At 63.6% G+C, this 14117-nt stretch carries 10 protein-coding genes; 4 read left to right on the forward strand and 6 right to left on the reverse strand.

Translation table 11 applies throughout. The features are described 5' to 3' along the window. Window positions 1-17: 17 nt before the first annotated feature. Window positions 18-2138: a class 1b ribonucleoside-diphosphate reductase subunit alpha gene (gene nrdE / locus U7114_RS08105; protein ID WP_323057204.1), complete on the forward strand. Its 2121-nt coding sequence runs from the start codon at window positions 18-20 to the stop codon at window positions 2136-2138. Between the two features lie 92 nt (window positions 2139-2230). Then, entirely contained in the window at window positions 2231-3205 is a 975-nt protein-coding gene (gene nrdF, locus U7114_RS08110) for a class 1b ribonucleoside-diphosphate reductase subunit beta (RefSeq protein WP_056079660.1), read from the forward strand. Window positions 3206-3284: 79 nt separating this feature from the next. On the opposite strand, the gene U7114_RS08115 is transcribed toward nrdF, so the two are convergent. The 4 genes from U7114_RS08115 to U7114_RS08130 form a co-directional block, all read right to left on the reverse strand. Beyond that, window positions 3285-4823, reverse strand: a complete 1539-nt coding sequence (locus U7114_RS08115; RefSeq protein WP_323057058.1) for an HNH endonuclease signature motif containing protein — start codon at window positions 4821-4823, stop codon at window positions 3285-3287. A gap of 69 nt (window positions 4824-4892) precedes the next feature. Further along, a complete protein-coding gene (locus U7114_RS08120) occupies window positions 4893-5660 on the reverse strand; it encodes an SCO1664 family protein (RefSeq protein ID WP_323057059.1) in 768 nt (255 codons plus the stop codon). Continuing rightward, window positions 5660-6214, reverse strand: a complete 555-nt coding sequence (locus tag U7114_RS08125; RefSeq protein ID WP_323057060.1) for a DUF3090 domain-containing protein — start codon at window positions 6212-6214, stop codon at window positions 5660-5662. Before U7114_RS08125 ends, U7114_RS08120 begins: the two co-directional genes overlap by 1 nt. A gap of 24 nt (window positions 6215-6238) precedes the next feature. Continuing rightward, the gene (locus tag U7114_RS08130) at window positions 6239-6931 is read right to left on the reverse strand and encodes a histidine phosphatase family protein (RefSeq protein ID WP_323057061.1); all 693 of its coding nucleotides are present in this window, start codon (window positions 6929-6931) and stop codon (window positions 6239-6241) included. Between the two features lie 2081 nt (window positions 6932-9012). On the opposite strand from U7114_RS08130, the gene U7114_RS08135 reads away from it, so the two are divergent. Then, window positions 9013-9834, forward strand: coding sequence for a hypothetical protein (locus U7114_RS08135; RefSeq protein ID WP_323057062.1), 822 nt, complete (start codon window positions 9013-9015; stop codon window positions 9832-9834). A 179-nt stretch (window positions 9835-10013) separates the two neighbouring features. After that, complete coding sequence (locus U7114_RS08140) at window positions 10014-10781, forward strand: nuclease-related domain-containing protein (protein ID WP_323057063.1); 768 nt, start codon at window positions 10014-10016, stop codon at window positions 10779-10781. An 83-nt stretch (window positions 10782-10864) separates the two neighbouring features. Here U7114_RS08140 and U7114_RS08145 read toward each other — a convergent pair whose 3' ends face one another. Next, entirely contained in the window at window positions 10865-12721 is a 1857-nt protein-coding gene (locus tag U7114_RS08145; protein WP_323057064.1) for a vWA domain-containing protein, read from the reverse strand. Window positions 12722-12954: 233 nt separating this feature from the next. Beyond that, on the reverse strand, window positions 12955-14034 hold the full coding sequence (locus U7114_RS08150; protein WP_323057065.1) for a glycerophosphodiester phosphodiesterase: 1080 nt from the start codon (window positions 14032-14034) through the stop codon (window positions 12955-12957). Window positions 14035-14117: the final 83 nt, after the last annotated feature.

Consider the following 14117-nt stretch of genomic DNA (forward strand, 5'->3'; position numbering starts at 1 on the left):
GGGCCCAGAAGCCCGAGATGCCCGCCGCCTACAAGGGCCTGGGCTACCACGAGCTGAACGCCATGCTGAACCTGTACGGTCCCAGCGGCGAGATCCAGTTCGAGGCCGACCGCGAGGCCGCCCACCAGTACTTCCTGCAGCACGTTAACAACAACACCGTGTTCTTCCACGACCTGGAAGAGAAGCTCGACTACCTGGTGAAGAACCAGTACTACGAGCGCGAGACGCTGGACCAGTACACGATGAACTTCATCCGTGAACTGTTCAACCGTGCCTACAAGAAGAAGTTCCGCTTCGAGACGTTCCTGGGCGCCTTCAAGTTCTACACGTCCTACACACTCAAGACGTTCGACGGCAAGCGCTTCCTGGAGCGCTACGAGGACCGCGTCTGCATGGTTGCCCTGCACCTGGCCCGCGGCAACGAGCAGCTTGCCCTCCAGATGGTGGACGAGATCATCGAGGGCCGCTTCCAGCCGGCCACCCCCACGTTCCTGAACGCGGGCAAGAAGCAGCGCGGCGAGCTGGTCTCCTGCTTCCTGCTCCGCATCGAAGACAACATGGAGTCGATCGGCCGGTCCATCAACTCCGCGCTGCAGCTCTCCAAGCGCGGCGGCGGCGTGGCATTTGCGCTGACCAACATCCGCGAAGTCGGCGCCCCGATCAAGCAGATCGAGAACCAGTCCTCCGGCGTCATCCCCGTGATGAAGCTCCTCGAAGACAGCTTCTCCTACGCCAACCAGCTCGGTGCCCGCCAGGGTGCGGGAGCCGTGTACCTGCACGCGCACCACCCGGACATCTACCGCTTCCTGGACACCAAGCGCGAGAACGCGGACGAGAAGATCCGCATCAAGACACTCTCCCTCGGCGTCGTCATCCCGGACATCACGTTCGAGCTGGCCAAGCGGGACGAGGACATGTACCTGTTCTCGCCGTACGACGTGGAGCGCGTCTACGGCATGCCGTTCTCCGACGTCTCGGTCACCGAGAAGTACTACGAGATGGTGGACGACTCCCGGATCAAGAAGACCAAGATCAAGGCCCGCGAGTTCTTCCAGACCCTTGCCGAGATCCAGTTCGAGTCCGGCTACCCGTACATCATGTTCGAGGACACCGTGAACCGGGAGAACCCGATTGACGGCAAGATCATCATGTCCAACCTGTGCTCTGAGATCCTCCAGGTTTCCCAGCCCACCACGTACAACGATGACCTGTCCTACGCGGACACCGGCAAGGACATTTCCTGCAACCTGGGCTCGCTGAACATCGCCAAGACCATGGACTCGCCGGACTTCGGCCTGACCATCGAGACGGCCATCCGCTCGCTCTCGGCCGTGTCCGACATGTCCAACATCACCTCGGTGCCGTCCATCGCCAAGGGCAACGACCAGAGCCACGCCATCGGCCTGGGCCAGATGAACCTGCACGGCTACCTGGCGCGTGAGCGGGTCCACTACGGTTCCGAAGAGGGCCTGGACTTCACGAACATCTACTTCTACTCGGTGGTGTACCACGCCATCCGCGCCTCCAACCTGCTGGCCATCGAGACCGGCCAGACGTTCGGCGGCTTCGAGAAGTCCAAGTACGCCTCCGGCGAGTTCTTCGACAAGTACACGGAGCAGGAATGGGTGCCGCAGACCGAGAAGGTCCGTGAGCTCTTCAAGGACGTGCACATCCCCACGCAGGAAGACTGGCGCGCGCTGAAGGCTTCCGTCATGGAGCACGGCATCTACAACCAGAACCTGCAGGCCGTGCCGCCTACCGGCTCGATCTCTTACATCAACAACTCCACCTCCTCGATCCACCCGGTGGCGTCCAAGATCGAGATCCGTAAGGAAGGCAAGCTGGGCCGCGTCTACTACCCGGCGCCGTACCTCACCAACGACAACCTGGAGTACTACCAGGACGCGTACGAGATCGGCTACGAGAAGGTCATCGACACCTACGCCGCCGCCACCCAGCACGTGGACCAGGGCCTGTCACTGACGCTGTTCTTCAAGGACACCGCCACCACGCGCGACATCAACAAGGCCCAGATCTACGCCTGGAAAAAGGGCATCAAGACCATCTACTACATCCGTCTCCGCCAGCTCGCGCTGGAAGGGACTGAGGTTGAGGGCTGCGTTTCCTGCATGCTTTAGTCTTCAACTAAATGTGCTAGTACGACGGCGGGTGCCCGCCCGCCGTCGTACGCTTTAACTTAGAGAAAACCACCCAACGCATAGGGGATGACATGACCGAGAAGGTCAAGCTGCTTAGCCACGTCGAGGCCATCAACTGGAACCGCATCCAGGACGACAAGGACGTCGACGTCTGGAACCGCCTGGTCAACAACTTCTGGCTGCCGGAGAAGGTGCCGCTGTCCAACGACGTCCAGTCCTGGAACACGCTGACGCCTGCCGAGCAGCAGCTCACCATGCGCGTGTTCACCGGTCTGACCCTGCTGGATACCATCCAGGGCACTGTGGGCGCCGTTTCCCTGATTCCGGATGCGCTGACCCCGCACGAGGAGGCCGTGTACACCAACATCGCGTTCATGGAGTCCGTGCACGCCAAGAGCTACTCCTCCATCTTCTCCACGCTGGCCTCCACCAAGGAGATCGACGAGGCTTTCCGCTGGTCCACCGAGAACGAGAACCTTCAGAAGAAGGCCCAGATCGTCATGGACTACTACCAGGGCGATGATCCCCTGAAGCGGAAGGTGGCCTCCACGCTGCTGGAGAGCTTCCTGTTCTACTCGGGCTTTTACCTCCCCATGTACTGGTCCTCTCGGGCCAAGCTGACGAACACGGCCGACCTGATCCGCCTGATCATCCGCGATGAGGCAGTGCACGGCTACTACATCGGCTACAAGTTCCAGAAGGGCCTGGAGAGGGTTTCCGAGGAGAAGCGCCAGGAAATCAAGGACTACACGTTCGAGCTGCTCTTCGAGCTGTACGAGAACGAAGTCCAGTACACGCATGACCTCTACGACGGCGTCGGCCTGGCCGAGGACGTCAAGAAGTTCCTGCACTACAACGCCAACAAGGCGCTGATGAACCTGGGCTACGAGGCGATGTTCCCGGCGTCCGTCACCGACGTGAACCCGGCCATCCTCTCGGCCCTGTCGCCCAACGCTGACGAGAACCACGACTTCTTCTCGGGGTCAGGTTCGTCCTACGTGATCGGGAAGGCTGTTAACACCGAAGACGAGGACTGGGACTTCTAGGACCCCTGCCGCGATACCTTTCGGACCTGACACAAGGGACTCCGCACGATTTGCGTGGTCCCTTGTGCTTTGCCGGCAGTTAGTTGGCACTGAGGTAGGCGCGCAGGAACTGTTCTGCGGCAGATGGCGGTACCTTAAGGTAGTCCGCGGTCCCGCCCAGGGCGGTGGGCATAGGCGGGTAGGGCCGTTGTGGTTTCCATTCGCCGGCTTCCGGCGCGATCGAACGCGGCCAGTGGGGCGGCTCCCAGTCCTGGTGTTCGCTTTTGTAGTTCCGTCCTGATGGTGAGACCCAGCCGGGCGGCTCATTTTTTGTTGCCGGCGTCGGTCTCCAGCCGCTGGCGTGTTTGAGTCTGTGGTGCCGTGGACAGGGCTGTCCCAGGTTGCTGATCCCGGTGGTTCCGCCGTGATGCCAGGCCAGGAGGTGGTCTGCCTCGTTGTCCAGGGAATGGTTGCTGCACCCTGGGAACGGGCATTTGCCGTCGCGCATCCGTAGCCAGTTCCGCATGGCCTTCGTGAGCCGGTAACTGGTGCGGCCGATTTCCAGGGGTGCCCCGTCCCGTGGATCCACGAGCACCCGGTGGAACGAGTCCGCTCCATTGGCCACCAGATTCCGTGCCATGGAGGCAGGAATGGGTCCAAACCCGTCGAGCATGGCCGGCTCCTCCGTCGCCCCGAGCAGGGAGAAGACAGGAACGGTAACCAGGATTTCGGCCCGGGGCGTAGGTACATCGGCAAGACCGCCGGCCCCTGCATCCGGCCCAGCCCCGCTCGCGGCCCTGACGCCGTTGCCGCAGCGGGTGCAGCCGTTGTCTCTGCGCAGGGCTGCCGTTGCGAATACGTCTGCCCGCAACTGGGTGAGCGTCCGGGCCTCGTTAGGCCCCTGCAGGCCCCGGGCGATGGCGGTAATGCGGTTCCAGATCGCAGCCCCCTGGTCCGCCGGCAGGTAGGCAGACACCCGCGCCATGCCGTCCTGCTCCGGGGTGTATTCCAGGCATCTGTCCTGCACTCCTTTAGCATGGCGTTTTTCGATGCTGTCCGGGTGGTGCCGTTCGCGCCAGGTCCTGGCCTTCCGCCGGAACCTGAAGGCGGGCATCTCGCCGGCCGGACAGCCGCGGGCAGGAGTGGCCGCATCATCCCCGAGGAAGTGGGCTTCAAGTGCCCCCGCTGCGTCGCGGTCGAGGGTGGCGGTTTCGTCCACCATCACCTTGGCGTGTTGCCACGAAACAGTTCCCGCCTGCAAGGCTGACAGGGTCCGGGGTAGGGACGTAGCCAGAGCATGGGATTGTTCCAGCAGCATGCCTGCGGCCCGATCGCCGATGGCCAGGACGCAGCCCACCTCGGCCGCTATTGCCATTTCCTGGGCCTGGGCCGGCATGTCTACGGGCGCCGCCGACCGCGCCGAGTCCGCATAGGTAGCTGCTGCCTCCGCCTTCAATGCCGCGATCCGAGCTTCGGCCCGTGCGCTCCCGGCAAGGACGTCCAAGCACTCATCAGCCACGGCGGCCAGAGGGTCGGTGTCCGACGCCGGCCCGCGATGGGGCCGGGCGACTTCGGCGCGAATTATGGCAATCGCGTCGTCGATCGCCCCAAAAGCCTTTTCCACCGCTTCGCTTGCCATGTACCCATTATTGAAGGAGGGTGTGACATTTTTTGTGCACCAGCTTGCGAAGCCCGTAGCGTGATTCCCTCAGAACAGCGGCCAGGGCACCGCCGACATCTCACCGCTCGGAGCCGGGAACCTACCCGCCGAGCGTAACCGGGCGCAGCGCGCGGCGAGCGAGGCGACTTCTTCGGCGCTGAGCAGGTCCGCCAGGTTTCGGCCCAGCTCACCGTCCAGTCCTTCGCTGACACGGTCGATGCCCTCAAGTTCCTCGACGGTCAGGGCATCTCCCAGCCACCCCCACAGCACCGTGCGCAGCTTGTGGTCACGGTGAAAGGTAAGCCCGTGGTCCACGCCGTGCCGGTGGCCGCCCGCCATGGCAAGGATGTGGTCGCCTTTGCGGTCGGCATTGTTCACGACGACGTCGAACACCGCCATGCGTCTGAGCGCCGGAGAGTCCTCATGGATGAGGGCGACCATCCGTCCGTTCTCATCCTGCCCCTCAAGGACGTGTCTCCAACCGACCTCCGGTACGTCGTCCGACGCAACGAGGTCCACGGCGTTCTGGCCGGGGTCTGTCTCCTGCCACAGCTGCACCATCCCTACGCCGAACGGACCATCGCGCAGCCAGGTGCGAGGCACCACGTTCCAGCCGAGGACCTCCGAGACCAGGTAGGCGGCAACCTCCCGGTGGGCAAGGACGCCGTCGGGAAAATCCCACAGCGGTTTCTCCCCGGCTATGGGCTTATAGACAACCGTCGTGTCGCCGATGCTGCCCACGAAGGTGGCGTTCGACGCCGTCGTAATGCGCCCGGTGAGCGTCAGTTCGGCCGTCACCAGGTCAGGCGCCGGCATCAGGCCTCGGGCAAAGTGCAGACGTGCCCGTCGGCGTCCACGGGGTAACCGCAGAGCGGGCACGCAGGACGCCCGGCGCCCACAACCTCCCGCGTGCGCTTGGCGAATGCGCGGGCGGTGCCAACCGGCATCCGCACCAGTAGCATTTCGGGCACGTCGGCGTCACCCTCATCAAGCGATTCGTCGTTGTTATCAGCGTCGACATCGGTGATCGGGTAGGCCTCTATCACGACCTGCGCCGTCGTCGGGTCCCAGCCCAAACTCATGGCGCCCGTCCGGAACTGCTCCTGAACGGCCTCGAGCTGGTCATTGTCAACCAGTTCAACGGGAGTGCTGGTGGGAACGCTGTGGGGGTTGCCCTCGATGTTGAGAAGCTGGTCGAGGATTTCGTCGATCTTCTCCGCGAGCAGGGCCGACTGCTGTTTCTCCATGGCGATACTCACGATCTGAGTCCCTGCCCGCACCTGCAGGTAGAACGTTCGTGCCCCCGGAAGGCCAATGGTGCCAACGACGACCCGATCAGGCCAGTCGAACTCATGAACACGTGTAGGCATAAGAGCATTCTAGGCACAGGCGCTTCATGGCGTCCCTTGCCCTGCACCGCCGCCCACCGGCGCGTCGACGGACTGGATGCCGTTCGACAGCCAGGACAGATCCCCGCCATCGGTGTTGGTCGCGTAGACGCTTGGTCGTGTGGCGCCATAGCGCACGATCGATACCGAGGCAGGGCCCACGTTAATGCGCTGGAACAGGTCAAGGTGCATGCCAAGCGCGTCGGCAACAATTGATTTGATGACGTCACCGTGACTCACCGCCACCCAAACGGCTCCCGGCCCGTACTCGGCTTCGAAGGCTGCATCGTGGCGCCGAATCGCTGCTACCGCCCGAGCCTGCATCCCGGCCATGGATTCACCGCCGGGAAAGACGACGGCGGACGGCTGCGACTGCACAGCGGACCACAGGTCTTCGGTTGCGAGATCACTGAGCATGCGGCCCTGCCACTGGCCGTAATCGCACTCGGTGAGATCGGGTTCCACCGGCGCGTACGGATTGCCGGCCTGGCGGTCGAGGATGAGCTGGGCAGTTTGCTGGCAACGCTCGAGAGGGCTCGACACCACCCCAACTACGGGCACTGCCGCGAGCCGTTCTCCGGTCAAGGCCGCCTGCTCGCGCCCGATCTGGTCCAGGCTGACACCGGCGGCCCGCCCGGCCAGCAGTCCAGTGGCATTGGCTGTGGTGCGGCCGTGCCGCACGAGAATAACTGTCGCCATCCACCCAGCCTATCTACCCGCTCGACGGCGGTGTCCACCCAGACCCATTAAGTCTTCAGGGTCCTATCGGTCTACGGTGACCACCACGTCGCCAATGCTGCCCAGGGAGGGACGATCATTAGCTCGGACGCTTGCATCAGCCCTCCGGACCGGTATAGGCGTGTCCTTGGGCCGGGTGCAGGGGAGCATCCTGAACCGGGCAGCCGTACCCGTGGTCGGCGACCGCAATGGTCTGTTGAAGGTCAACTGCCTCCGGTCACACGGACCCCGCCAACTGCCCCAGTCCACGGAGTATCTCCGGGCCCGGGCAGGACCAGATGCGCGAAAACATACCCCTGCTCAAGTGCAATGACCTGCGAAGTGGCTCCGGCACAATCCAGCCCGAGCTCAACCGGTCGGAAGGGGGCGCCTGGATGCTCCTGTCCAACCGCGACCTTGGCTCCTGTTGCGCCAACACAGGCAGCGGTGAGGGTGTACTGCCCGGCCGCCTGCACCTCCGCCATCGTGCCAAAGCCCCTGACCGGCCCATCGAGTGGCCCAACCTCAAAAAGGAGGACCGGGCCAGGCACCGCCCTCAGCAGCCGGTACAGCTCAGCGTAGTTCTCAGCTTCCCTTTCCAGGATCTCGAAATCGCCGTATGGCTGGAGTGCCGCTGTTGCGTGTGTGGGGGCAGCTGTTGGGGTGCGCGCAGGCTCGGCATAGTTATAGGTGCACCCCGCCAAGACCCCAGCAGGAATCAGCAACCATACGGCAGGCGCATATCGATGCCGCCTAACCTTTGCTCCCACCATTCCATAGTGGGCAAGGCTGCAGTCCAAAACAACCGAGTGCTCCAGCCCGGTGTCTTTTCACCCACCGTATGGCTCAGCCGGACTCGTTGAGCCAGGATCCTCGAAGATGAGTTTATGCCGCGACTCCCGGCAAAGGGCTCACGCAGGGGTTGGCGCCTGCGCCTCCTGCATCTCCCGCTCAGCCCGCTGCTTGATGCCCAACAGCATCGCGCGATCCATGAGCAAGTAACCTGGCTGAAGCAGGAAGTCCATGAAGCGCAGCACTGCAGGCCGCCCCGGACCGGTACGTGTCCGCAGCAGCAGCCGCGTCCCGCCGTCGCCAGCGTCTCGGAGAATGAACTGCCATGTCCCGGTTACCGTGCCTGCCGGAGCGCCCGGGCTTGAGTCGAGAATAAGGTGCCTGCGGCTCTCCAACTCCGCCACACGGGGTCCCCTGCGCCCTCCCGGATAACTTGCGGGCGTAAAGGCGACTGTGTCGCCTACTTTGAGGTCTTGCCATTCCGGGTGGATCCGGTCTGCGTTGGTTACCCCCAGACGGAGCAGCCCGTTCTCAACCCACGTGTACGAATACAGGCCGGCCCGGTCGACCCCCATCTGCACGAGCCATGGCCAGACCTGTGCGGGCGGCGCGGAGATGGTGACTGCCATTGTCTGCACGGAGTCGGGCTCGGGGATCAAGTTATCCCCTGGAAGCGGCATGTCCGCCTCTGACCGGGCGGCACCCCACTTTCCTAGAAGGCGGGGCATCGCGCCGTGTGTAAGAACACCGACAACCACGCCAGCGCCCAGGTCCCCGGTAACCAGTGTCCTGAAAAGCGGGCAGTTCCACGGGTTCCGCCCGCGCTTCGAAGCAAAAGCATCTTCCTGCCTCCCAAGGTAAGAGATATCCAGGCAACCTGCGGAACCACGCTGCCTCGCTGATCGCGTAGACCGGATGCCCTGAGAGTAAGACCTGGCCGGCCCGGCCCCCAGAGCCCAAAGTCCCGGGGGAGTCGGCAGGGCCCCAGGTGCAGATACGGCATGGCAAGGAGCCCGGGTACAGGATCGAAACAATGGACCAAGAACGTGCATCGTTGCAGGTGAAATGACTTAGTATCGAACCCACCTCGAAACCGGCTAATTCGATGACATCTCGATGCGGACCAGCAAGCGAACCGGGACACCCGCCGTTGGGGCGCTCCTGGTCCTGGCCCGCCTTATTCCCGGGGGAGCCTGATGGAGCAGCACCGACCGAACAAGCATGACTGTACTGTTCACACCTCTGACGTTGTTCAGCGTTTGGGACTCCTCATGCCGTGCATCGCGGGGGAGGATCTTGGTCCGGTTCGTGCGGCCGAGTTGGTGGACTGGATTGATGTCGAGCTGGAGGTCGAACCCGAGATTTCCGGCCATGGCTGGCAGGTGGGACTGGACGATGAATTGCGTCTGCTGGTTCGTCCCGACCACTACGACTTGGCAGAACTGCTGGGAGAGCAGGCCGGTGTCCGCTCGGTTGTCCAGCTCGATCGGGAGGTGTTCGCCGTTGACGCGCCCCGGTTGTGTGCCGATGGATTGCGCGCAGCAGTGATGCAGGCTGTCGCAGCCGCCAACAGGAGGGCACATGACCCGCATTATGCCGACCAGACTGGTGCCCCGGCCGTAGACGACGCCGGCCCATCCAGCCCGTCCGCCCCGGCGGTGGCAGCACAGAGCGTGGAACCTACGGAAAGCGACGACCTATGCCGGCTGGTGTCCGGGGACGCCGCCAGTGACGGCCGGCGCGTTCAGGTGTGGGTCAACATGAACGGCATCCTTATCCTCCCGGCGGGCATCATCCCCCACGGTCCTCTGGACCAAGGTGAGAACCCTCATTTTCAGCGCACCATCGTGACGTCAGCGCGGGCACTAAGCCTTGCAAAGCAACATGCAGGGAACTGGATCCCGTATGCCTCCCTCGAGAAGCTCCGGCTGCGCCGGCCCGGGCTGGTCCGCCGCCGGTGGTCAGCAACTGTTGTCGGGGGGGACGGCGCTTCGGTCCCGTTGAGCTGGCGAGGAACCCGTCCGCACGCGTTGTTGCTCTGGGGGTATGTCGTCGCCCGGCGGGGCCTCAGCGCGGTAGAAGGGCTGCCCTAGTAGGGACGTGCCCGGCAGGTAGGAGGTGCTGGTCGAGGGAGGCCCCTTTCCTGCTTCCGCAGTAAGCCCTCAGCGTTCTGCAAGTATTCCGAAAGGATTCTGCAGAAGGGCCATCCGGCGCCGTCTTTGGAACATTTCCCGTTCTAGGCTGTCGACCATGCCAATTTTTGGGGGACGACATGACCGCTGGCGCTAAACCACTGCTGCTGGGCACCCGGGTGCCGGCGCAGGCCGTGATCGAGGAGCTGATGGCGGTCCAGAGCTTTGTCCCGCCCCGTACCTGGCTCCAACGGGTCTTTGGAGCGAATCCGCTCGGCCCGGAGAGCCTGCCCTGGTACAAAGGAGCCCTCGGCGAAATCACCGTTGGGCGGACCCTTGAGGGACTCGGCCCGGAGTGGCTGGTATTGCATGCCATACCCGTAGGGAAGGGTTCCTCGGATATCGACCACTTGCTGGTCGGTCCCGCCGGAGTGTTTACAGTCAACACGAAAAACCATTCCGGACAGTCCGTGTGGGTGGCAGGCCGCACCCTGATGGTGGCGGGCCGGAAAACGCGGCACCTCTACAACGCAGCCTACGAAGCCGCCAGGGCGTCGAAGCTGCTCAGCGCAGCCGTGGGCACCGCCGTCGATGTTACCGGCATGGTTGTGGTGGTGGATCCCAAGAGCCTGACCATCAAGTCTCAACCCGACCAGGTTGTAGTGGTCGGGGAGGGGCAGTTGCTGGGTTGGCTTGGGCGGCGAGGCGGGAGCTGGGTCCGTCAGAAGTTGCCCGGATCGCCGAAGCCGCCTTGCTGGCACAGACATGGCACCGGACGCCGGTCCGAGGGGGCGACCCAGAGGCGCTCCAACAGGGTTTCCACGCCCTCCGTCTGCTGGTGGAGCAGGCACGACGGCGGCGGGCAGCGTGGGCGTTGGGACTTCCGGCGCTGGGCTTCGTCATGCTGACAAACAGCGCACACTGGGGCGCGGCCATTCTTCAGGCGCTCGCCGGCCGCTGAACCCGGCCCCAGATCTCGTGGCGGGCCGCCCTAGAAACTGGTCACCAGTTCGCTGAGCACCTCTTCGAGCCTGTTTGGATCGGTGGCGTCATAGTAGTGGGCCCCGCTGGCCTTGGCGATCTCCCTAAGGGTGGGGACATCGGCGTCGGGACCGTAAGCGAGGGTAAAAACCAGGACCGGCGTGGAGTGGTTCTGACGGCTCAACTGTTCCGAGAGACCCTTCAGGTCCCCCGGATGGGTGGTGTCGTTTTTTCCGTCGCTCAAAAGCACGATGGTGTTGATGAAGCTGTCCTTGTATTCCTTCGCTTGTTCGCCCGCGAAGCGGCTCACCGCTTCAAAAAGAGGCGTAGCATCTACGGCCTTAAGTTCAGCGAGCTTGGCCTTGAGGTCGTCCTTGTTGGTTGCAAAAGGAGCTACGGGGCTTACGATGCCCGGTGTCAGGGGACCGTCGCCCACGTGGGAGAAGGCAGCAAGCCCAATCTCATCTTCGCCGACGAAATGATCCAGCGCCTTGAGCACGGCGTCCTTGGCCCGTTGCAGCTTGGTCACTCCGGTTTCCTGCACCATGGACTCCGAGACGTCCAGCAGGAACAGGGCCCTGGCCCGCTTCCGGACATCGGCGAAGCTGTCCTTGATGTCGTTAAGCATCTTGCCCTTGGGAAGCGGCAGCGGCTGGAGCGTCTCAGCGTACCGTCCGGTCGCGGCCACGCCGGCATCCAGCTTCCCCTGGATGCTGCGATACCCGGATGCCTTCACAACGTGTTGGCCCTGTTCCGTTACTGCGAAGGCGAGAAAGTCCTCGGCCGCCATGCGCTGCTGGCGCCCCACCCAATCACCGTTAAGGATTACTGCGGGGTTGTCCGCTACGTGCACGCCGTCGTCGGGATAAATGGCGCGAAGGGGTTCCTTCGGCGCGGGACCGGATTGCTTCGTTTTGCCGTCCTCGCTGACGACTCCCCGGTTGTAGTCCCAAACAGACTTTTCATCCACGATCACCGCGGAAAGGAACTCCGAGACCCGCCCGGCGTCGTCAGCCTGCCTGGCGTGCCACAGGAAATGCTCGGGAGTGGCCATGTAGTGGCTGGTGCCGAGCTCCACGTCGCGCACCTTCTCCACCAGCGATGGTGCGTTCAGATCCATGCCCTCCAAACCTCCCACGCTGCCGCCGGCGGCACCGTAGGAAGCTGCGAGGGCCATCAAGCCCGACGTCGAGACGAGCGGGCTGGCCTTGCCGAACTTGAACTTTCCCCAGTCGCCATGGCCCTGGCGTTCCCACACATCCTGTTCCCCGGCCATCCGGAAGACCTCAGACCACGACGGCGGGTTGCTGTCCCAGCCGAGCGCGGCGGTCATGGTCTCCGGCATAGCCACCACAATGGCACTCCGGGCGAGGCTGGTTCCTTCATCGGGGACAAGGCTCCCACCGGCACCTTCCCGTGCGATTCTTAACCACGCGGAGGAGTCCGGCAGCCAGATGGCGGGCCTGTCACCTGCCGGCGCACCGGAGAATTGTGCAGCAACCTTGCCGGCAGCGACTCCCGATTTTTCCTGCATCACTGCAGGAGCCACGCATTTGCCGTCCACACTCCGGGGTTTCGCCGTGTACTCTCCGGCCAGGGCGCTGACCATGTCCGCGTTTTCCAGCGAAGTGAGGATATTCAAGGGGATGCAGGGAGCGCTCCCGGCGGCGGCGGCAGGGCTGTCCTGCGCCAGGGATTCACTTACCGGAGGCGTGCCTGATGCGCCGCCCCCTCCTGAATCGGCGGGAAAAATCACCGCCCGAAGCACGAATGCGGCGCCTACGATCAGGAGTGCCACGGCTGCCGCTGCGGCAGTCCAGATCCAGCGTGGATAAATCGGGTCAGTTGCTGCGCGTCGGCGGCCCATGCACGTTTCCTTTGGCTTCCGCCGGGTTTCCCCGGTGTGAATACAAACATGAAACCGACCCGCGGCCGTGAAACCGCGATTGCGCCTAGCCCCGCCCGAATGCCCCCGCAACCGGAGACGCACTTTGAGGATAACCCCGGCGGGCGCGAACTGAGCGTTGTGATTCACATTTTGCCAAGAAAAGGGCCCTGCACGGAATACCGTGCAGGGCCCGCTTGGTGCCGGCATCGGCTCTACGGCCGGGCAGCTCCGGGTTCCAGCGAGAACTGCTTCGGAAGCTTCATGGAGTACTCGGCCATGACGTCGCGAAGGCGGTCCGGGTAGTCGGTGATGATGCCGTCCACTCCGGTGTCGATGAGTGCACGCATGGTGGGCTTGTCGTCAACCGTCCAGGGAATGACCTGCATCCCCTTGGCGTGTGCCCGGCTCACCATGTCCGCCGTGACATACGGGACGTAGCCGGGGTCAGTGACGGTTCCGTTCTGGGGCGTGCCGTGGACGGGGGAAACGGCGTCGAAGCCCAGGGACGCGGCCGCGTCCACCAGGTCACCGCCGAAGTCGTCTGAATCAATGCCGCCCAACCAGGGTGAGCTGCCGGGCTTGCCGGCCTGCAGGAAGTCCTTGTTGGTCAGGGCTACGGTGCGGATCTGCGGGTCCATCTCCTGGACGAGCCGGAGTGCGCCCCAGTCGAAGCTTTGGATGGAAACGCGGGACTGCATGTTGGCAGCCTTGATTTCCTTCAGTGCCACGTTTACGAACTGTTCCCGGGGAGCGGTCTGCTCGGGCGCGCCGGCCTCCACCTTCGTCTCGATGTTGAACTTCACCTGGCTTGCCCGGTAGGAGTCCACCAGGGCAAAAACTTCGGCGAGGGTAGGCATCTTGGCGCCTGGGGACGCCTGCTGGCCCGGGAACTGCGGCAGGGTCTTTGAGCCGCAGTCCAGGCTGCGGACCTGGTCGAAGGTGAGGTCCTTGATGTACTTGCCAACGTACGGGAACTGCGGGTCTCCGGGGGTGACGGGGACGGTGTCGGCGCACTTCTTGTCGCTGATCTTCCGGTCATGCGTGACAACTTCGCGGCCGTCCTTGGTGATCTGCAGGTCCAGTTCAAGGGTGGAGACACCTGTTTCGATGCCCTTGGCGAAGGACGCCAGGGTGGACTCCACGGTCAGTCCCAGCCCGCCGCGGTGCGCCTGGAGGTCAAAGTGGTTGTCCGTGCCGTTGGGGTTGGTGTCGGCGGCCTGGGCCGGAAGGGATGTTCCCAGCGCCATTCCTGTGCATATGGCCGCAGCGGTCAGCAGCTTTGCGTATTTCATCTGTCAATCTCCAAGTTGGGGGGTGCCCGGTGAAAGGGCACACCAAGTCTCGGGATCCAGATGAAACCAAGAACAGCGAACAG

Origin of the sequence: Pseudarthrobacter sp. C1 (assembly GCF_034720455.1) — a bacterium.
In the GTDB taxonomy this organism is placed as follows: domain Bacteria; phylum Actinomycetota; class Actinomycetes; order Actinomycetales; family Micrococcaceae; genus Arthrobacter.